Origin of the sequence: Pseudomonas sp. SID14000, assembly GCF_002165135.1 — a bacterium.
Lineage (GTDB): Bacteria > Pseudomonadota > Gammaproteobacteria > Pseudomonadales > Pseudomonadaceae > Aquipseudomonas.
In genome coordinates this window covers 53,121-72,391 of the sequence record NZ_NFZQ01000010.1, presented here as the reverse complement: position 1 = coordinate 72,391, position 19,271 = coordinate 53,121, and the positions used below count along the sequence as shown (strand labels likewise).

At 62.1% G+C, this 19,271-nt stretch carries 17 protein-coding genes and 1 pseudogene; 2 read left to right on the top strand and 16 right to left on the bottom strand.

Features of this window, described 5'->3' with window-relative positions; genetic code table 11:
* Window positions 1–17: 17 nt before the first annotated feature.
* From CAY82_RS16280 to hisN, 12 genes and pseudogenes are all read right to left on the bottom strand, one after another.
* Window positions 18–1,268, bottom strand: a complete 1,251-nt coding sequence (locus CAY82_RS16280; RefSeq protein WP_087502129.1) for an OprD family porin — start codon at window positions 1,266–1,268, stop codon at window positions 18–20.
* Window positions 1,269–1,322: 54 nt separating this feature from the next.
* On the bottom strand, window positions 1,323–2,522 hold the full coding sequence (locus CAY82_RS16275; protein WP_087502128.1) for a benzoate/H(+) symporter BenE family transporter: 1,200 nt from the start codon (window positions 2,520–2,522) through the stop codon (window positions 1,323–1,325).
* A gap of 159 nt (window positions 2,523–2,681) precedes the next feature.
* Window positions 2,682–3,596 (bottom strand): catechol 1,2-dioxygenase, encoded by a 915-nt coding sequence (catA, locus tag CAY82_RS16270; RefSeq protein WP_087502127.1) that lies wholly within the window; start codon window positions 3,594–3,596, stop codon window positions 2,682–2,684.
* A gap of 30 nt (window positions 3,597–3,626) precedes the next feature.
* Window positions 3,627–4,976 (bottom strand): aromatic acid/H+ symport family MFS transporter, encoded by a 1,350-nt coding sequence (locus CAY82_RS16265; RefSeq protein ID WP_087502126.1) that lies wholly within the window; start codon window positions 4,974–4,976, stop codon window positions 3,627–3,629.
* Window positions 4,977–5,032: 56 nt separating this feature from the next.
* Window positions 5,033–5,794 (bottom strand): 1,6-dihydroxycyclohexa-2,4-diene-1-carboxylate dehydrogenase, encoded by a 762-nt coding sequence (locus tag CAY82_RS16260; RefSeq protein ID WP_087502125.1) that lies wholly within the window; start codon window positions 5,792–5,794, stop codon window positions 5,033–5,035.
* A 144-nt stretch (window positions 5,795–5,938) separates the two neighbouring features.
* Window positions 5,939–6,949 (bottom strand): benzoate 1,2-dioxygenase electron transfer component BenC, encoded by a 1,011-nt coding sequence (gene benC, locus CAY82_RS16255; protein WP_087502124.1) that lies wholly within the window; start codon window positions 6,947–6,949, stop codon window positions 5,939–5,941.
* Between the two features lie 72 nt (window positions 6,950–7,021).
* Window positions 7,022–7,507 (bottom strand): benzoate 1,2-dioxygenase small subunit, encoded by a 486-nt coding sequence (benB, locus tag CAY82_RS16250; RefSeq protein ID WP_013972678.1) that lies wholly within the window; start codon window positions 7,505–7,507, stop codon window positions 7,022–7,024.
* Entirely contained in the window at window positions 7,504–8,862 is a 1,359-nt protein-coding gene (gene benA / locus CAY82_RS16245) for a benzoate 1,2-dioxygenase large subunit (RefSeq protein ID WP_087502123.1), read from the bottom strand. Before benA ends, benB begins: the two co-directional genes overlap by 4 nt.
* A gap of 536 nt (window positions 8,863–9,398) precedes the next feature.
* Window positions 9,399–9,644: pseudogene (locus CAY82_RS27090) on the bottom strand (RHS repeat-associated core domain-containing protein); the annotation flags it as partial.
* 103 nt (window positions 9,645–9,747) lie between these two features.
* Window positions 9,748–10,704, bottom strand: a complete 957-nt coding sequence (gene benR / locus CAY82_RS16235) for a benABC operon transcriptional activator BenR (RefSeq protein WP_087502121.1) — start codon at window positions 10,702–10,704, stop codon at window positions 9,748–9,750.
* A gap of 258 nt (window positions 10,705–10,962) precedes the next feature.
* A complete protein-coding gene (locus CAY82_RS16230; RefSeq protein ID WP_087502120.1) occupies window positions 10,963–11,694 on the bottom strand; it encodes a hypothetical protein in 732 nt (243 codons plus the stop codon).
* A gap of 225 nt (window positions 11,695–11,919) precedes the next feature.
* Entirely contained in the window at window positions 11,920–12,711 is a 792-nt protein-coding gene (gene hisN / locus CAY82_RS16225) for a histidinol-phosphatase (RefSeq protein WP_087502119.1), read from the bottom strand.
* A gap of 125 nt (window positions 12,712–12,836) precedes the next feature.
* On the opposite strand from hisN, the gene CAY82_RS16220 reads away from it, so the two are divergent.
* Both CAY82_RS16220 and CAY82_RS16215 read left to right on the top strand, forming a co-directional pair.
* A complete protein-coding gene (locus CAY82_RS16220) occupies window positions 12,837–13,727 on the top strand; it encodes a universal stress protein (RefSeq protein ID WP_087502118.1) in 891 nt (296 codons plus the stop codon).
* Window positions 13,728–13,973: 246 nt separating this feature from the next.
* Window positions 13,974–16,106: a TonB-dependent siderophore receptor gene (locus CAY82_RS16215; RefSeq protein WP_087502117.1), complete on the top strand. Its 2,133-nt coding sequence runs from the start codon at window positions 13,974–13,976 to the stop codon at window positions 16,104–16,106.
* 151 nt (window positions 16,107–16,257) lie between these two features.
* Here CAY82_RS16215 and CAY82_RS16210 read toward each other — a convergent pair whose 3' ends face one another.
* From CAY82_RS16210 to CAY82_RS16195, 4 genes are all read right to left on the bottom strand, one after another.
* Window positions 16,258–16,779: an acyloxyacyl hydrolase gene (locus tag CAY82_RS16210; protein WP_087502116.1), complete on the bottom strand. Its 522-nt coding sequence runs from the start codon at window positions 16,777–16,779 to the stop codon at window positions 16,258–16,260.
* Window positions 16,780–16,975: 196 nt separating this feature from the next.
* Window positions 16,976–17,722, bottom strand: coding sequence for a phytanoyl-CoA dioxygenase family protein (locus tag CAY82_RS16205; protein WP_087502115.1), 747 nt, complete (start codon window positions 17,720–17,722; stop codon window positions 16,976–16,978).
* A 54-nt stretch (window positions 17,723–17,776) separates the two neighbouring features.
* On the bottom strand, window positions 17,777–18,220 hold the full coding sequence (locus CAY82_RS16200; protein ID WP_087502114.1) for a hypothetical protein: 444 nt from the start codon (window positions 18,218–18,220) through the stop codon (window positions 17,777–17,779).
* Between the two features lie 125 nt (window positions 18,221–18,345).
* Entirely contained in the window at window positions 18,346–19,212 is an 867-nt protein-coding gene (locus CAY82_RS16195; protein ID WP_087502113.1) for a LysR family transcriptional regulator, read from the bottom strand.
* Window positions 19,213–19,271: the final 59 nt, after the last annotated feature.

Genomic DNA, 19,271 nt, shown 5'->3' with positions numbered 1-19,271 from the left:
TGGAAACTACCCCCATCTCAGAACAACTGCCAGGTGTACACCAGCGTCAAGCGGTTCTCGTCTATGTCGCTGCGGTAGTTGGACCGGGCCATGGCGTTGCGCAAGCGAATCCCCAGCCCTTTCAGCACGCCGCTCTGTACCGCATAGCCAATGTCCAGGTCACGCTCGCGATCACGTCCTTCATAACCCAGCCCGGTGTCGACATTGTTACCCGTGATGTAGCGCACGGTCGCTGTCAGCCCCGGCACGCCCATGGCCGCGAAGTTATAGTCGTAGCGTACCTGGTACGAGCGCTCGTCGGTGTAAGCGAACTCATAGGTAGGCACTTCGTTAGCCAGCGGCGAGATGTTGGCGAATACCCGTGGGAACGGGCTGTCGCCATAAATGCCCTGGTAGCCGGCATGGAAGCTGTGCCCGCCATGCCGGGCAGTGAACATCGAGAAGAACGCCTGGTTGTCGATGTTGCCGAGCAACGCATCGCCATCCTCGCGTGCGGTGAAATACCCCAGGTTGGCGCTGAGCACCCAGTTGCCTACGGGCTTGCTGTGCTTGAGGCCGACAAAGCCCTGCTCGTAGATGTCTTCCAGCTGCCCATACCACAGGCTGACGCTGCTCTGGTTGGCGTTGAACGCGTAGTCACCGCCCAGGTAGTTGAAGGCGTCGCTTTCTACCTGGCGCATCGGCACATGGCCGAGCATGGCGTTCATCTTGCCGTCGCCGCCTTCGTTGCGCAGGTGGGTGCTTTTCAGGTGCCCGGCCTGTACGGTCAGGCCGTCGATTTCCGCCGAGCTCAGGCTTGCCCCCTGGTAGGTCGGTGGCAACAGGCGGATGTCGCTGAAGGTCAGCACCGGCAGGTTGGGTTGCAGTTCGCCAACGCGCAATTCGGTCTTGGACAGCCGGGCCTTGAAGGTGGGCGCCAGGCGGCTGTATTCGTCGGCGGCGCGACCATCGCTGTGCACCGGCAGCAACCCGGTGTTGGTGCGGTCGGGGCTGCTGTCTAGCTTGATGCCCAACAGGCCCAGGGCGTCAACGCCAAAGCCGACCGTGCCCGGGGTGTAGCCCGACTTGAAGTCGAGGATGAAGCCCTGGGCCCACTCCTCGGCCTTGGATTGCCGGTTGGCCCCGACGATGTCGGAAAAGTCACGGCTGAAGTAGTAGTTACGGGCACTCAGGGTGGCCTTCGAATCTTCGAAGAAGCCGCTTTCGGCGGCCAGCAACGGTTGGCTGAGCAAAGTCAGGCCCAGGGCGACGCAAGGGGTGTGGTTCATTCCGAAGCTCTCTTGATCTTGTTTTTATGGGTAAAGCGTTGGAAGCACGGCGGTTCAAGGGGTACGGCGCAGCACCTCCCGGGCACGTGGCTGGCGCAGCCTCAGCAGCGCATGGGCCAGCAGGCCGAACAGCAGCCCCCAGAACGCCGCCGAAAGGCCCAGGAAGGCCACCCCCGAAGCGGTGACCAGGAAGGTGAACAACCCGGCATCGCGCTCGGCCGGTTCCGCCAGGCTGCGGGCCAGGGCCTCGCTGATCGCGCCATACAGCGCCAGCCCGGCCAGGGCGGCGATCAGGGCGGCGGGAAAAGCCGCGAACAGCGACATCAGCGTTGCTCCGGCGATTCCCAGCAACAGGTACAGCGCACTGCCAGCCACCGCCGCGACATAGCGCCGCCTCGGGTTTTCATGGGCCTCATGCCCGGTGCACAGGCTGGCGGTAACCGCCGCCAGGTTCAGCCCATGGCAACCGAATGGCGCCAGCGCGGCGCCGGCCACGGCGCTGGCACTGATGATCGGGCTCGCCGGCGTGGGGTAGCCGGCATTGCGCAGTACTGCCATGCCCGGCATGAACTGCCCGGTCAGGGCCACCAGCACCAGCGGCAGCGCCAGGCTGAATACCGCTGCCAGGCTGAACTGCGGGGTGACCCACTGCGGCGACGCCAGCTCCAGCACCAACGCCTCGCTGCGAAACGCCCCGCTGGCCATGGTCACCACCGTGCCCACGCACAGCACCGCCGCCACGGCATAGCGCGGCTGCACCCGTCGCATCAGCACGTAGGTGACGAACATTGCCAGTACCAGCAGCGGTTGCACTGGCAAGGCGCGGAACACTTCGCTGCCGAAGCTGAACAGGATGCCGGCCTGCATGCCGGCGGCGATGGAGCCTGGCAGGCGCGCGATGATGCGGTCGAATGCCCCGCTGATACCGATCAGCAACAGGACCAGGTTGGCCACCAGGTAGGCACCTGCTGCCTGCTCCAGGCCCAGTTGTGGCAAGGCGGTGACCAGCAGTGCCGAGCCGGGGATCGACCAGGCGATCACCACCGGCACCCTATAGCGCAGACTGAGCAGTGCGCCGAGCACGGCACTGCCCATGGACACCGCCCAGACCCAGGAGGACAGTTGCTGATGGGACAGGTGGGCGGCTTCGGCGGCATGGAAGATGATCACCAAGGGACCTGCGTAAGAGATCATCGTGGCGATGCAGCCGGCGATCAGGGCCGATAGGGAGCTGTCCTTGATCAAGGTTTTCATGAAGCTTCTCGCAAGGCATCGGCCGGCCTTTGTGGCTGGCTCCTGTTTTGTGCTGGCTCCTTCGCGGGTGAACCCGCTTCCACAGGTACTGCACAGGCTCCAGCATTTGCGCCGTTCCTGTGGGAGCGGGCAGGCCCGCGAAGAAGCCAACTCGGTGGATCAGGCCTGCTGCAACGCCCGCGGCCGGCTGCTGCGCTGTTCATCCGCACCGCCCCGGGCATGCTGCAACTGGAAGTCGAACCTCAGTTGCGCATGCCGCCCCGCCTCGCCCTCGACGAACACCACCTCGCCCACCAGCCCATCCCGCGTGGCATAGGCAAAGTCATCCCACAGGTACTTGTCCCCGGCCAGGTTGATCTGCGTGGTCAGGTGCCGGTACCCCGGCGCCGAGATAAAGAAGTGCACATGTGCCGGGCGCTGGCCGTGGCGGCCCAGCAGGTCCAGGCACTCCTGGGTCGGCCCCTGCGGGTCGCAGCCGTACCCCGACGGCACGATGGAGCGCGCGCGGTAGCGCCCTTCGGCATCGGTGATGATGCGCCGGCGCAGGTTGTACTCGGACTGGCTCTGGTCGAAAAACGAATAGGTGCCACGGGTATTGGCATGCCACAGGTCAACCGTGGCCCCCGGCAGCGGCCGACCATGCGGATCGAGCACCTGGCCCTCCAGGTACATCAGCGTGGCCACGCCCTCCTCGCTGCCGTCGTCCATGCGCACTTCACCTTCGGCGATAGGCGCACCGGCCACGTACAGCGGGCCTTCGATGGTGCGCGGGGTGCCGCCGACAAGGCCGGCCTGCTGGTCCTTGGCATCCTGCAGCAGGTCGAGGAAGTGCTCGATGCCCAGCCCCGCCACCAGCAGCCCGGCCTCGCCGCGGCCGCCCAGGCGGTTGAGGTAGTCAACGGCATGCCAGAACTCGTCCTCGCTGATTTCCAGGTCTTCGATCAGCCGCGCAGTGTCCTGCAGCACGCGCTGCACGATGCGCTTCAGGCGCGGGCTGCCGGCATCGTTGCCGAAGCCTGCGACCTCGTCGAAGAACTGCTGTACCTCGGCAGTGTGGGAAATTTTCACGGTCATGATGAGCTACCTCGTGTTGTTGTTCTGGAGTTACGCCTGCGCTGCAATGGCCTGGTCATGCCGTCGACCGCTGGCCAGGTGCACGGCCATGGCCAGCGCGGCGATCGCGCCAGGGATGGCAAAGGCGATGAAATTAAGTTGCAGGGGCAAATTGATACCCATCAGTGCACCACCCAGCAGCGGACCGACGATGGCGCCGTTGCGGCCGATGCCCGAGGCCCAGCCCAGCCCGGTGGAACGCACCGACAGCCCATACAGCTGAGCGGCGCCGGCATACAGCAGGATCTGCGTGCCGATGGTGGTGGCGCCGGCAATGAAAATCAGCAGGTACAGCACCGGCATCGGGCTGTTGACGCCCAGCAGGCTGATTGACAGCGCGGCTGCGATAAAGAACGCCACCTTGACCTTGACCAGGTTGTAGCGATCGCCCAGCCAGCCGCCGAGGATCGCCCCAGCCATGCCGCCGAAGTTCAGCGCCAGCAGGAACGACAGGCTCGAGCCCAGGCTGTAGCCAGCGTTGGCCATCAACTTCGGCAGCCAGGAGCTGAGTGCATAGACCATCAGCAGGCAGCAGAAGAACGCCAACCATAGCGCCAGGGTGCGAATGGCCAGGCCGTTGCGGAACAGTTCGACTACAGCGGTGAACTTGCCGGCCCTTTCGCGGGACAAGCCCGCTCCCACAGGAGCGACCAGTACATCGTCAGGTTGCACGTCGCAATCCGGGTCCAGCCGCTTGAGCAGCTTGCGGGCCTCGTCTCTACGGCCCTGGCGTACCAGGAAACCGATCGATTCAGGGAGGTAGTACAGGATCACCGGCAACAGCAGCAGTGGCACCGCTGCGGCGAAGAACATCGACTCCCAGCCGAAACGCGGGAGCATGAAGATGCCGACACCCGCCGACAGCATGCCGCCCAGCGAGTAGCCACTGAACATGATCGCAACCAGCGTGCTGCGCAGCCGTTTGGGCGCATACTCGTTCATCAGCGCCACGGCATTGGGCATCAGCCCCCCACAGCCCAGGCCGGCAATGAAGCGGTAGAGGCCGAACTCGCTCGGGCTGCTGGCAAATCCGTTGAGGATGGTCGCCCCGGAGAACAAGGCGAAACAGATGGCGATGCCCTTCTTGCGCCCGATGCGGTCGGCCAGGCTGCCGAATGCCAGGGCGCCGAACATCATGCCGAACAGCGCGTAGCTGCCCAGTGCACCGGCCTGCAAAGGGGTCAGGCCCCACTCTTTCATGATGACCGGCAATACCACGCCGTAGATGAACAGGTCATAGCCGTCGAAGATCAGCAGCAGGCCGCACCAGGCCATGACCATCCAGTGGAACGGGGTAAAGCGCGCGTTATCGATGATCGGGTGTACGTCAAGGGTTCGCATGGCATCTGTCGCTCTTGTTTTTGTTGTGAAAGAAAGCTCTTTGCCTGGGGTGTCGCTCAGCCGAGGTCGCCGCCCCCTACCGGCAAGGTCACGCCGGTGATGTACGAGGCTTCGTCGGAAGCGAGGAACAGGATCGCGCCCACCTGCTCGTCGATGCTGCCGTAGCGGTGCATCAGGCTGCTGTCGAGGGTCTGGTCGACGATCTGCTGGTACCAGTGCTTTTCCTGTTCGGTCTGCTCGGCGCTATTGCGCGGCACACGCCGGGGTGGCGCTTCAGTGCCGCCGGGCGCGGTCGCGTTGACACGGATGCCACGGCCGGCAGTTTCGAAGGCCAGGCACGCGGTCAGGGCGTTGACGCCGCCCTTGGCCGCACCGTAGGGCACGCGGTTGACACCACGGGTGGCGATGGACGAGACGTTGACGATGACGCCGCTGCCGCGTTCGAGCATGTATGGCAGTGCGGCGTGGCAGCACCACAGGGTGGGGAACAACGAGCGGCGCACTTCGGCTTCGATCTGGTCCACTTCGTAGTGTTCGAAGGGCTTGGCCCAGATAGTGCCGCCGACGTTGTTGACCAGGATGTCGAGGCGGCCGAAGGTTTCCACCGTGCTGGCCATGACCCGTGCACAGTCGCCATGTTGTTCCAGGTCGGCGGTGAGGGTGAGCATGCCCTCGCCGGCCAGTTCGTGGACCAGTTCGGAGCGGTCCACCGCTACCACTTGCGCGCCTTCGGCCTTGAGCCGCCAGCACACGCCACGGCCGATGCCCTGGGCGGCACCGGTGACCAGGGCGACCTTGCCTTGGAATCGGTTGTTCATATGCAAATCTCCACTTGCCCGCTGCCCCTGTGGGAGCGGGTTTACCCGCGAATGCGTCCGACAAGACAAAACCGCTGTACCGGCTGGCCTCTTCGCGGGTGAACCCGCTCCCACAGAAGCGGTGTCATGTTCGGATGAAAGGGATCAAGCCGCCGGCGCGAACTTCTCGTAGTAGAAGTTCGCCGGGGTAATGCCCTGCTCGCGCACGTACTGGCTGACCGCCTCGACCATCGGTGGCGGGCCGCACAGGTACACGTCGACATCGCCATCGTTGAGGTGGTGCGGCTCGATGTGCTGGGTCACGTAGCCCTTTTGCGGATACTGGCTGTCCGGGTTGGCCACGCAGGCGCTGAAGGTGAAGTTGGGGATACGCGCCGCCAGCGCCTGCAGGCGGTCCAGCTCGACCAGGTCGAAGTCGTTGGTCACGCCGTAGATCAGGTGCAGCGGGTGCTCGCTGCCCTGCTCGGCGATCTTCTCCAGCATCGCGGTGAACGGCGCCAGGCCGGTGCCACCGGCCAGCAGCAGCAGCTGGCGCTGGATCGGCCGCAGGTAGAAGCTGCCCAGCGGCCCGGCCAGGGTCATGCTGTCGCCGGCCTTGGCCAGGTTGGTCAGAAAGTTGCTCATCAGCCCGCCCGGCACGTTGCGGATCAGGAAGCTGACCTCGCCGTCCTTCTGCAGCGAACTGAACGAATAGGCGCGGCTCTGCTCGCTGCCCGGCACCTTGAGGTTGACATATTGCCCCGGCAGGAAGGCCAGGCGGCTGAGGGCCTCGCCCTTGATCGCCAGGGCAATGGTGCTGGCCGACAGCTGGCGGACATTGCTGATGGCGGCCTCGAAACTGGCCTGCTCGGTCTTGCACAGCTGCGACGAGGCCGGGATGCGGATGACGCAGTCGCTTTCGGCGCGCATCTGGCAGGTCAGTACGTAGCCTTCGGCGACTTCGTCTTCGCTCAGGGCATCTTCGATGAAGTTGTCGCCCAGGTCGTAACGCCCGGACTCGGCCTTGCACTTGCAGGTACCGCAGGCGCCATCGCGGCAGTCCAGCGGGATGTTGATGCCCTGACGGTAGGCGGCATCGGCCACGGTTTCATGACCGGTGGCCTCGATGAAGCGGGTCACCCCGTCTTCGAAATTCAGTGCGATCTGGTAGCTCATGTTGCACCTCGCGGGCGAGCCGGGCCACGGCGCGTCGCAGGACGCACCGGGCAGCGCTCGCAAAACCCTGGATCAGATGTGGTAGATGTCGATGACCTGGCGCACGTAGTCGTTCTTCAGCACCACTTTCTTGGCCTTGATCAGCGGCTGTTCGCCGCGCAGGTCGAGGGTGTAGAAGCTGGTGCCGAAGTAACTGTCGGTGGTCTTGTAGCGGAAGCTCAGGGTGTGCCAGTTGAAGCGCACCTGGCAGCTGCCCTCGCCCTGCTCGACGATCTCGATGTTGCTGATGTTGTGCGAGGTGCGGGTGTCGGGCACGGTCGCACTGGAGCGCTCGGTCTTGATGCGGAACACCCGGTCTTCCAGGCCGCCACGGTTGCCGTACCAGATCAGCGAGATTTCGCTTTGTGGGTCTTCGGTGAGGGTGTCGTCATCGTCCCAACTCGGCATCCAGAAGGTGCAATCGCTGGCGTACATTTCCAGCCACTGATCCCACTGGGCGTCATCCAGGTAACGCGCTTCGCGGAAAAGGAAGTCGCGCACGGTTGCATACAGGCTCATTGCACGGCCTCCACGGGGATCAGTTGCTGTTCATCCTTCAGGGCCTGAATCATGGTTTCCTGCCAGTACTTGTGCTGCAGCACGAACAGGCCTTCGTCCTCGGTGCGTACGCCCGACAGCAGCGGCTTGAGTTCGATTACCCGGGCCGCCTCGTCGGCGCCTTCCACCCAGTGTTCAGCACCGCGGGACATGTCGTTCCAGCCGGTACCGCCGCCGTAGCCGGTCTGGCACGAGCGGAACTCTTCCAGGTCATCCGGGGTGGCCATGCCGCTGACGTTGAAGAAGTCTTCGTACTGGCGAATGCGCTTGGCGCGGGCATCGGCGCTCTCGCCTTTCGGCGCGATGCAATAGATGGTGATTTCGGTCTTGTTCACCGAAATCGGCCGGGCGATGCGGATCTGCGAGCTGAACTGGTCCATCAGGTACACGTTCGGGTACAGGCACAGGTTGCGCGAGTTCTCGATCATCCAGTCGGCACGGGCCTGGCCGAAGTCGGCGGCCAGCTGGTCACGGCGCTCGTAGGCCGGGCGGTCCTCGGGGTTGGCCCAGCGGGTCCACAGCAGCAGGTGGCCGTGGTCGAAGGAGTAGAAGCCACCGCCCTGCTTGGCCCAGGCGCCGGCACTCATGGTCTTGATCTCTTCACCAGCCTCGCGCTGCTTGCGCTGGTTCTGGGTGGCGGCGTAGTTCCAGTGCACGGAACTGACGTGGTAGCCGTCGGCGCCGTTCTCGGCAGTGAGCTTCCAGTTGCCTTCGTAGATGTACGAGCTGGCGCCGCGCAGCACCTCCAGGCCTTCCGGAGACTGGTCGACGATCATGTCGATGATCTTGGCCGACTCGCCCAGGTGCTCGACCAGTGGTTTGACGTCGGCATTCAGGCTGCCGAACAGGAAGCCACGGTACGACTCGAAGCGTGCCACCTTGGTCAGGTCGTGAGAGCCGTCGCAGTTGAAGCTGTCGGGGTAGCCGGCGTTGCTTGGGTCTTTGACCTTCAGCAGCTTGCCGCTGTTGTTGAAGGTCCAGCCGTGGAACGGGCAGGTGTAGCTGGAACGGTTGCCGCGCTTGTGCCGGCAAAGCATGGCGCCGCGGTGGCTGCAGGCGTTGAGGAAGGCATTGAGCTCACCGTCCTTGTTGCGCGCGATGAAGATCGGCTGGCGCCCCATGGTCAGGGTGAGGAAGTCGTTTTTCTCGGGAATCTGGCTTTCGTGGGCCAGGTAGATCCAGTTGCCCTCGAAGATGTGTTTCATCTCCAGGTCGAACAGGCGTGGGTCGGTGAACATCTCGCGCTTGCAGCGGTAGATGCCCTTTTCACGGTCGTCCTCGAGCAAGGCATTGAGGTAGTCGAATCCCAGGGACATGGCCAGGGTCTCCCTTGTTATTGTTTAGACCTGGTCAGGTTAGGGAGACGGCTGGCGGGGGACTATCCGGATTGTGCAGAGTGCTATCCAGCTTTGCCGGGATCTCGCACGTTCGGAATTTGCCGTTTGGGGTCATGTAGCCAGCTGATTGCACTAGGAGTATTTTTGGCGAGCTTCATCTTTTCGTAGAGCGGAACGAGCACGCCGATCGCCTCGCTTAGTCGACTCTGCGAACTGATAGGTGCTGCAGCTTGGCTGACTGTCCAACCCGCTTCCCGTTTCAAGTTTTCTCCATAATTGCTGATCAGTTTCAGCGTGGTGCCTTCCACCAGTAGAATTTGAGGATCAGACCATTCCGCCGATGTCATTATGTGGCTTAACTGATTCCCATAACCACGGCCCAGCTCATTGACCGTTCCCACGATACGTTCGCTTACTACCGGAGAAGTCGTTGTTTTCCCTTTGAATTCTGGATTTCGCATGTGAAACCCTGCCTTAGGGCGAACGCTCGGCAACCGCACTCGGGGAAGCTTGAAGTGACCGCTCGGGTCAGTATTATTAACGGGATCCCCAGCACAGTAGACGTAACAATTCAACCCTCCAGCGCCCATCGGGCTCCAGCTGTCAGGGCTGAGGAACCTCATCAAAACCGGATTGAACGCACGGTATCCATTCCCCAGCAAATAGTGCCCTGCAACCGGCGCTTTTCTCTGCCCGCTGAAGCGCAGCACTGGTGCGTATTGACTGCATCCATCATGCCCATAAACGGTGTACTGCAATGAAGTCGACATGATTGCTACCTTTTACCCGAGATAAGGCAAATGGTGTGTTGTGCATGAAATGCAAACAACTGGCAGAAATGTCAGGTGGCCAAGCGGGCGGATGTCATCCCCGCCGCTTGAACGTCTGCGACGGCAACTCACCAAACTGCTGCCGATACACCTCGGAAAACCGTCCCAAGTGTAGGAAACCGTAATCCAGGGCCAGCTCCGTCACACTGCGCACACCACAGGTCGGGTCGCTCAGGCATGCATGCACCCTCTCCAGCTTGCGCTGGCGCACGTAATGTTTGGGTGTGGTGCCCAGATGCTGGTCGAACAACGCATACAGTGATCGCAAACTCATGCAGGCCTGTTCTGCCAGTATCTCAGCCGACAACTCCAGCTTTAGATTGTGCTCGATGTAATCGAGAATTCGCTCAAGGCCTGCTTGAGGGGCGCTCAGGCTTTCGCGACGGACATTGGTACTCATCAGGGTCAGCAATTTGCTGGCTACGATCTGGCTGTAATGGCCCTGTACCCTTGGCAACGAGTCGTTTACCTCCGCCTCGTGGCAGACCATGGCCAACAAGTTGACGAACCCGTCCAGTTCCTCCAGCCGATAATGGTTGCGCAAGAACCGTACGCCGCCATCGGGTCGCTGCCAGCGCTGTTCATCGCAGATCGAATCCAGCAACCGGGTCGGCACCTTGAGGATGAATTTCTCGCAGTCTTCCGAATAGGTCAGGTCAACCGGGTCGTCGGGGTTGATCAGCAACAGCTCGCCTGGAACCAGATGATGCTCTCGCTTGTGCCCACGCCACAGGCAATTGCCGTTGAGCAATACCTGCAGGTGATAAATGGTTTCCAGCGCCGGCGAAGTAACCCGCACGCTGCCGCCATAGCTGATCCGGCACAGGTCGAGTTCGGCGAACTTGCGGTGGCTGAGGCTGGCCTGGGGATGGGTGGTACGCGACAGACCGATGCAATGCTGGCCTACATGCTGGTTGACATAATCAGACACAGCATAAGGGTCGGCGTGATGAAACACGCTACTGCGCTCGCTCAACAGGCGGCTTTCCATAGGCAAGGCACTCGGTATCGTTATTGTTCTGGTCGCCGCGTCCTACGGCCCAGTGGGCTGTGGTTGCGGTCGTCACGGTCATTCTATCGAGCCGGCTGCGGGTCGCGGGGGCAGGCGACAACCGGTGGATGGGCACACTTAAGCAAAAAGGCGGGGGTTGGGCAATGCGACCTTGGGAATGGATGGGCGGATAGCGAACAGTAAGGACAGGTCAGTGTTCGTTTATCGAACGGTTCAGGCAACCCGGCACCGCTCACTTCACTGCACCGGCAGGAAGTTCATCAACAGCAGGCTTTGCGCATAATTCAAGCCAATCCGTCTGTATCGCTCATCCAGCAACTCCGCCAGCAAGTCCAGCCGTGCCACGATCTTGCCGAACTCCACGGCAAAACTCAGGTTGCTGCCCTCTTCCGAGATTTCGTTGGAGAACAATAGCAGCACGCCATTGGCATCCTGTCGTTGACTCAACATCCAGGTGGCCTTCTCGATATTGCGGGCTGCGTTGTTGACGAACAGCGGATCGATGGTATCGGTCATGTAGAACTCGGTACGCCCGCCGTGCGCGGTGATCAGCATGCTGCCGATGGCGTAGATGAAGGCGCCGACCCGGTCACCGCGAAACTCGGTGCTCAAGGCATAGCTCAAGGCTGCAAGGTCGCGGCGGTCGCCCAGTTGCGCCAGCGGTTGGCGCTGTTCGATGGCCATGCGGATCTGCCGCTCGGCAGTGGCAGCGTCCACGTACCCAGACATCTTCCACTGGTTGGGGTTGCGCAGGTACAACTTGTTCATCAGCAGATACAGGCTTTGCAGGTTGTCGCGCATCGACAGCGTGGCCAGGCGGTCGACACTGGTCTGGAACAGCTCGCCGGGCTTGCCGTTGCCGAACTGGTTGAGCATGTCGCGCCCCTGCTGCTGGGAGCAGGCACACAGGCATGTGAGGGTGCCTGCCAATAGCAGGCGGGGGAAAAATTTTGGCTTGCTTGCAACCATCGGCACCGGGCAAATATTCGGCGGCCGCACCGGGGATCAGAGCGGCCTGGCCAAGCATAGAGCCCGGAAATTGGAAAAAGTGCGGTGACTGGGAAGATAGTAAGCCTGTACCGGCCTCTTCGCGGGTAAACCCGCTCCCACAAGATCACCACAAATCCTGAAAACTGTGCAGTACCTGTGGGAGCGGGTTTACCCGCGAAGAGGCCAGTACAGGCGACCCATTACTTACATGGCGTGCCGCAACATCTCCACCACCTGCGCATGCAGCGCCGGATCACCACAGGCCACCACACACCCGCCATTTTGCGCGCTGCTGCCATCCCACGCCGTGATCACACCGCCTGCCCCCTCAATGATCGGCATCAACGCCTGCACATCATACGGCTGCAGGCTCGCTTCGACGATCACGTCGACAAAACCGGAAGCCAGCATGCAGTAGGCATAGCAGTCGCCACCGTAACGCATCAGCCGCGCCTTGCCGGCAACGGCCTCGAAGGCAGTCTTGCGCGTGGCGGTATCGAACATGTCCGGTGTGGTGCACATCAGCGTGGCCGAAGCCAGGTCGGCGCAGGCGCGGGTCTTCAACGGCGTGCCGGCGCGCCAGGCGCCTTCCGGGGTGCCGACAAAGCGCTCGCCGGTGAACGGCTGGTTCATCACTCCGACTACCGGGCGCGTGCCGTCATTCAAGGCAATCAATGTGCCCCACAGCGGCAGGCCAGTGATGAAGGCACGTGTGCCGTCGATCGGGTCGAGCACCCAGGTCAGCGGGCTGCTGCCCACTGCAATGCCGGCTTCTTCGCCGAGGATGCCATGCTCGGGATAGCGTGCCTGGATCAGCTCGCGCATGGCGTCCTCTGCGGCCTTGTCGGCCACCGTCACCGGGTCGTACAGCCGCCCCCCCTTGTCCTCGACGTCCAGGCTGGCGCGAAAGTATGGCTTGATCGCCACAGCAGCAGCATCGGCCAGCTGCTCGGCGAAGGCACGGAATTCGCCGATCTGTTCAGCGCTCAGGGACATGGGGCGGGCCTCGTGAAAATGATGGGGCCCGCATCATACCCGACGTCAGGTGCTCATGCAGCCCGGCGCGGTCTAGACTGAACAAGACCAGATCATCGGGGGGCTGCCACACGTGGAGGTGTGAGATGAGCCAGTTCAAGCGTCTGTTCGTCATGCTCGGCCCGCAGATGCGCCACACGCCGGCGCTGCAACGCGCTGCGGCGTTGGCGGAATCCAGCGGTGCCTTGCTGGATATCAACGTGTTCGTCGACGATGTCGACACCTTCGGCTTGATGAGCGATAGCCGCGAGCGTGAGCGATTACTCAGCGACAACCGCCAATGGCTGGCAGATGAAGCCGAACAACTGGCCAACGCCGGCCTGGATGTGTCTACCGAGCTGCTGCTGACCCGCGACCCGCTGGCCAGCGTGCTGGAGCGAGTCGAACAGCTGGGTTGCGACCTGCTGATCAAGGACGTGCAGCATGAACCGGTGCTCAAGCGCCTGCTGGTAACGCCACTGGATTGGCAACTGCTCAAGGACAGCCCGGTCGCCGTGCACCTGGTCAGCGATATCCGCCTGCCCCTGCCCCGGCAGATAGCCGCCGCAGTGGACCTGAACAGCCATGGCGCTGGCGAGCATCTGGATGAGCAGGTGATCCACTGCGCCCATGCCCTGGCCCTGCAGTGCAACGCCGAGCTGCACCTACTGCATGTGTGCGATGCGGCCAAGACCCACATAGCCGACTTCGGCGCCGGTACGGTGACCATGCCCGGCTTCGATGTCAGCGTGCGAACCTCGCAACGTGCGGCGTTCAACCGCTTGGGCGACCACCACCAGATCCCGCTGGAGCGCAGGCACTTCCTGGAAGGTGCAGCGATCAAGGCGATTGCCCAGTTCGTCGGCCACAACCGAGTGGACGTGATCGTGATGGGCAGCCACCGACATGACGCCATGCAGACGTTCCTCGGCGGGACCACGGCGCATGTGCTGGAGCATCCGCTGTGCAATGTGCTGGCGATCAAGGCGGTCCGCTGAAGGCTGGGCAACCTGGACCGGCCTCTTCGCGGGTAATCCCGCTCCCACAGGTACCCCACTGCCCTCAGGCCTAGTGGAACCCCTGTGGGAGGGGGTTTACCCGCAAAGACGGCGGTACGGATTTCACCTTTTGGTACCTGGCACACCAGTGCCACTTAAAAATAATGAATTTGATAATGATTCGTAGTAGTTTCTTGGCGCTTGCCCACCCTACCCCTCAGCGCCTTCTCCAGGATCGTCCCGTCGATGCGTCGCACGTTCGTTTCGCTTTTTGTGCTTCATGCTGTTTCCCCGCTGGCATTTGCCGAGCCTGAACCGCTCAGCGAACCTGCCCAGATCGAACTCCAGGCCCTGAACATTACCAGCAGCGCCGATAGCGAACGTGCCGATGGCCCGGTCGCGGGCTACAAGGCGACCCGCTCGGCCAGCGCCACCCGCACCGATACCGCCCTGCACGAAACCCCGCAATCGGTCAGCGTGGTACCCAAGGATGTACTGGAAGATACCGGCGCCACGCGCCTGCAGGACGGCCTGGACTACGCCGGCGGTGTCGGCCGCGCCAACAACTTCGGCGGCCAGGGCCTGACCACATTCACCGTGCGTGGCTTCACCACCGGCGAGTTCTACCGCAACGGCTTCCCTATCAACCGCGGATACCCCAACGCCCCCGACGCCAACACCGTCGAGCGCCTGGAAGTGATCCGTGGCCCAGCCAGCAGTCTGTACGGCCGTGGCGACCCCGGCGGCACCTTCAACGTGGTCAGCAAGCAGCCGCTGCCAGAGTCCAAGGTCACCCTGGGTAGCCAGTTCGATGACCAAGGCATGCACCGCGCGACCCTGGACGCTACCGGGCCGCTGAACCAGGACGGCTCGCTGGCCTACCGCCTGAACCTGCTGGGCGAAGGCGGCGAAAGCTTCCGTGACGATGTGGAAAGCGAGCGCTATGACGTGGCGCCGGTGCTCAGCTGGCAGGTCAACGACAGTACCAAGATCGTCTTCGAGGGCGATTTCATGCGCAACAACCACCCGCTGGACCGTGGTCTGACGCGCTACGCCACCCAAACTGGCAGCGCCTCGCGCGACACCTATATCTGGGAAAAAGGCAGCGACAACCTTCTGCACAACGACAACAACATGGCTCAGGTGCGTTTCGAACACCTGCTCAACGATAACTGGACGCTGGGTGGCGGGTTCCAGTTTTTGGATGGCTCGCTCAAGGGTAATGCTGTCGAAGCCAATGGCGCACCCGCAGACGGCCGCACGCTGCAGCGAAACTTCAACTATCGCAAGCTGGAGTGGACCGATCGCGATTGGCAACTGAACCTGACCGGGCATTTCGATACAGGAGCGTTCAGCCACACCCTGCTGACTGGCATCGAGTACGAAGACTACGACTACAGCTCTATCATTCGACGATCCACGGCCTCCTACCCAATCGACATCTACAACCCGGTACTTGGCCAACCACGCCCAGCCCTGACCCGCATCACCACCCACGACAAGGAAAACCTCAAGACCTGGGCTGCATTCATCCAGGACCAGGTGGCCCTCACCGAGCGGCTGAAAGCCCTCGCCGGGGTTCGCTTCGAGCGCTTCGAACATGATTACGACGACAAGCTGCCGGCGAACCGCGACTTCAACAAGGCCGAGAACGGCGTCACTCCGCGCTTCGGCCTGATCTACGATCTGACGGATACCGTAGCGGTCTACGCCAACACCGCCCGTTCGTTCAAACCCAACACTGGCACGCCTGCCGGCAGCAGCAGCGGTGGTTTCAACCCGGAAAAAGGCAAGTCCTACGAGCTGGGCGTGAAATGGGAGGCGCTCGACCGTCAGCTGAGCATCGATGCCGCGATCTACCACATCGTCAAGGAAAACGTACTGGCCAACGACCCGAACGACACCACCAACACCTACAAAATTGCCGCCGGCGAGGTGCGCAGCCGTGGCCTGGACATCAACATCGCCGGCAACCTGACACCGGAGTGGCGCGTGATTGGTGGTTATGCCTACGTGGACGCCGAAGTGACCCAGGATACGACCCTGCCCAAGGGCACGCGCCTGGCCAACATCCCGCGCAACAGCTTCAGCCTGCTGAACACCTACGAGTTCCAGGATGGCCTGGCCAAGGGGCTGGGGTTAGGGGTTGGGGTGAAGTACGTGGATGATCGCGCCGGCCAGACGGCAGCCACGACCTACACCATGGAGCGTTACAGCGTGGTGGACCTGCTGAGCTTCTACAAGGTCAACGAACACGTGCGGTTGAACCTGGACGTGAAGAACGTGTTCAACAAGGGCTATGACGAGGGCGCGTTCAACAACTACGTCTACCCGGGTGCGCCGCGGACGGTGCAGGCTGGAATTTCATATACGTTCTAATGGTCTGCCGCCATTCTTGAAGCTGCCTCGATACCCTGTAGGAGCAGCCTTGTGCTGCGAAGAGGCCCATATGCCAGAACATTTTTTTCATACGGGCCTCTTCGCAGCGCAAGGCTGCTCCTACAGGTAACGCACCTGGCCTGACCTTGGGTCAGAACCCTTTGCTGTAGAACAGCGAGTACGATTCGATGCCGTCGTTAGGCTGCTTGAGCCCCGCGTTGGAGTAATGCATCGCGCGGATCCCCACCTTCTGCTCCCCCGGCAACTTCAGGCCAAAGCCGATGCGGTCTTCGAAGTTGACCGCCGAACCCAGGCGCTGGTCGCCCACGTCGGTCTTGGAAAACGCCGCCAGACCAATACCGGCCTCGATGTATGGGGTATAGGTGAAACCACTGAATTCGTAAGTGAACACCGGGCTGAACGACAGCGAGTGCGCGCCACTGGCCTCACCGCCTTCCCAATAGGTGTAGGCCGCATCCCAGTATCCGGTCAGATGACCAGTGCTGCTTTCCAGCCATTTCTTGTCCCAGTCGAACGACAGGCCAATACGGTAGGTCATGTCGCCTTGGCCAGTGGCGCCAACGGCGCCGGTCACCTGCGCGGCCTGGGCCAGATTCGCCCCGGCAAAGGCCAGCACTGCAGCAGCCAGCGAAGCTGCTAGACGGGTTTTCATCAATGACTTCTCCTGATGGTCTACACAACAAGCGGAGGCTTGGGCCCCTCGATCTTATGCGGGACCGGTTGCATCCCGACCGGTCACACGAAGTAATACTTTTCTGATTATTGTCCAGATAAACAGAAAGTTGAAAGTGAATTGCCACTATTGGCTAATTCCGTCTGCCAGCATCTGCCCTGCCGAACAGCAGGACTCAGTCGTATTCCGCTTCTTCGTGTTCGCCCAGCAGACGCCTTTGCCTCGGAGTGGCCTCCTCCAGCACCTGCGGGTTGAAACGCCAGTTCAAGTATGGCGAAAACTTCTGCGCGACCATGCGCCGACCATAGTGCACTTGCAGCATGTCGCGCTCGCGTGACTGGGTGCAATTGGCCCCGCCGCTGTGCCAGACATCGCTGCGAAACACAAGCGCATCTCCTGCCTTGCACAGCACCGGCTGGGCCTCGCGGCCCTGCCAGTGTTGCTCGCCAGCCTGCGGTGGCCGTGCCGCACGGTGGCTGCCAGGCACGATCCAGGTCGGCCCGATGTGATGGTCGATATCGCTGAGGTACAGCTGTGCGGTCAGGATCTGCGGGGGCTGGGTGAAGTCGCCGCGCTCGCTGAGCCAGTCGGGCAGCTGCATGGGCAGATGGTCCAGGTGCAGAGCCATGCCGGGGTAACCTGGGTGGCTGCGCCAGGCGGTTTGCCCGATCACATGGCAGTCGGCGCCCAATGCCGCTTCGGCCAGGGCAATCAACGGGGGCAGGTCAAGAAAGGGCAACCACAACGGGTTGCGGTTGAACACACATTTGTAGTGTTCCAGCAGCCCCTGGTAATCCCAGTGAATGGGCTGCAGATCATCGATGGCGCAGCGCAACAAGGCGATACGCAAGGGTTCGAGCACACCGGGGAGCAACACATAGCCCCGCTCGTCCAACATCTCCAACTGAAGGTCCAGGCTCATGGCGATGCGCTCCTTTGAAGCAGGAGCACATTCGTACTCCTGCCCGTTTTACCCTCAACGCCAGTTAAGGTTCACGGTCGTGGGGGTCTTGCCATTCACGGTCACCAGCTGTTGCACCGTCTCACCCTGGGCGTTGCCAGTGACTTTGTACTTGCCGGGAGGCAACTGCACGTACAGCAACGGCCCGGCATCCACAAGGCTGAGCACGGACTGGCCCTGTGCATTCTGGATGTCGACGTTGGCACCACTCTGGAATTTGCCTTCCGGGCCGGTGGAGAGTTCTACGTGCAGGTCATATCCCGGGGTCTTGCGCAAGGCGTTGGCTTCATCCTGGCCGATGCCGCCTTGCAGGTAGCGGACGCCGTTCTGCTCCTGCTGTTGCAGTTGCACGGCCTGCATGTCGATTGGAGCATTAAGGTCAGCAGCCGCCGCCAGGGTCCATGGCAGCGCCAGGGCGATCAGCAGCGCCGCGCCGAGGGCATAGTGATGGTTACGCATGGTACGACCCTCCTTTCGAGGATGGCTTACCTATTATCTGATCCCTCAGGCGTAACGGCGTTCGTGCTGATGCATGGTCGTCGGGATGAAATTTGCCGCGATGGCGTGAATCTTGCGCTAGAACATCATGTTGTACGCCCTTCTTCGAGCAATTTCACAAACATGCTCAAACTGCGCGAAACCGTGCCCCGTCGCCACACCAACCAGGTTTTCAGGTAGCGGAAATCCTCCGACATCGGCCAGGCACTGACGGTGCTGCAACCGGGCATGTTGTCGAGCATGCTGCGCGGCATCATGGCCAGCCCCGCGCCGGCGCTGACGCAGGCCAGCATGCCGTGGTACGACTCCATTTCGTGGATCTTGCCCGGCACCGCCTGGTCCTGCACGAACCAGTTCTCGAAATGGTGCCGGTACGAACAGTTGGCGCGGAAGGCGTAGATGCTTTCGCCGTTGACGTCCTGGGCGCGGGTTACCGGGGCGTGGTTAAGCGGCGCGATGACCATCATTTCTTCCTCGAATACCGGCATCCCCTCCAGCGTCGGGTGCAGCACCGGCCCGTCGACAAATGCCGCCACCAGGCGGCCAGACAGCACCCCTTCGAGCATGGTCCCGGAAGGCCCGGTGGACAGGTCCAGGTCAACCTTGGGGTAGCGCTGGTTGTAGGCCGCCAGCAAGGCCGGGATGCGCACCGCCGCCGTGCTTTCCAGCGACCCCAGGGCGAAGGTGCCTTGCGGGTCTTCACCGGCCACGGTTAACCGCGCTTCATGCACCAGGTCGAGGATGCGCCGGGTGTACTCGAGGAAGTTCCAGCCTGCGGGGGACAGGCGCAAGCGGCTTTTTTCACGAATGAACAGCTCTACGCCCAGGTCCTCCTCCAGTTGCTTGATGCGTGTGGTCAGGTTCGACGGCACCCGATGGATGTGCTGCGCGGCAGCACTGATACTGCCCTGCTCTGCCACGGCCTTGAAGATCTCCAGTTGCACCAGGTCCACAGCCTTTCTCCAAACGTGAATGTTTCGCTCATTATTATTCAGTTTTCATTAAAGCCCTA

What these genes read in the sequence shown, in the direction of transcription:
- benB (WP_013972678.1), bottom strand. Translation starts at nt 7,507, where the DNA reads ATGAGCCTGTATGCAACCGTGCGCGACTTCCTTTTCCGCGAAGCGCGT.
- CAY82_RS16275 (WP_087502128.1), bottom strand. Translation starts at nt 2,522, where the DNA reads ATGAAAACCTTGATCAAGGACAGCTCCCTATCGGCCCTGATCGCCGGC.
- catA (WP_087502127.1), bottom strand. Translation starts at nt 3,596, where the DNA reads ATGACCGTGAAAATTTCCCACACTGCCGAGGTACAGCAGTTCTTCGAC.
- CAY82_RS16230 (WP_087502120.1), bottom strand. Translation starts at nt 11,694, where the DNA reads ATGGTTGCAAGCAAGCCAAAATTTTTCCCCCGCCTGCTATTGGCAGGC.
- CAY82_RS16210 (WP_087502116.1), bottom strand. Translation starts at nt 16,779, where the DNA reads ATGAAAACCCGTCTAGCAGCTTCGCTGGCTGCTGCAGTGCTGGCCTTT.
- CAY82_RS16205 (WP_087502115.1), bottom strand. Translation starts at nt 17,722, where the DNA reads ATGAGCCTGGACCTTCAGTTGGAGATGTTGGACGAGCGGGGCTATGTG.
- benR (WP_087502121.1), bottom strand. Translation starts at nt 10,704, where the DNA reads ATGGAAAGCCGCCTGTTGAGCGAGCGCAGTAGCGTGTTTCATCACGCC.
- hisN (WP_087502119.1), bottom strand. Translation starts at nt 12,711, where the DNA reads ATGTCCCTGAGCGCTGAACAGATCGGCGAATTCCGTGCCTTCGCCGAG.
- CAY82_RS16280 (WP_087502129.1), bottom strand. Translation starts at nt 1,268, where the DNA reads ATGAACCACACCCCTTGCGTCGCCCTGGGCCTGACTTTGCTCAGCCAA.
- CAY82_RS16220 (WP_087502118.1), top strand. Translation starts at nt 12,837, where the DNA reads ATGAGCCAGTTCAAGCGTCTGTTCGTCATGCTCGGCCCGCAGATGCGC.
- benC (WP_087502124.1), bottom strand. Translation starts at nt 6,949, where the DNA reads ATGAGCTACCAGATCGCACTGAATTTCGAAGACGGGGTGACCCGCTTC.
- CAY82_RS16200 (WP_087502114.1), bottom strand. Translation starts at nt 18,220, where the DNA reads ATGCGTAACCATCACTATGCCCTCGGCGCGGCGCTGCTGATCGCCCTG.
- benA (WP_087502123.1), bottom strand. Translation starts at nt 8,862, where the DNA reads ATGTCCCTGGGATTCGACTACCTCAATGCCTTGCTCGAGGACGACCGT.
- CAY82_RS16215 (WP_087502117.1), top strand. Translation starts at nt 13,974, where the DNA reads ATGCGTCGCACGTTCGTTTCGCTTTTTGTGCTTCATGCTGTTTCCCCG.
- CAY82_RS16260 (WP_087502125.1), bottom strand. Translation starts at nt 5,794, where the DNA reads ATGAACAACCGATTCCAAGGCAAGGTCGCCCTGGTCACCGGTGCCGCC.
- CAY82_RS16265 (WP_087502126.1), bottom strand. Translation starts at nt 4,976, where the DNA reads ATGCGAACCCTTGACGTACACCCGATCATCGATAACGCGCGCTTTACC.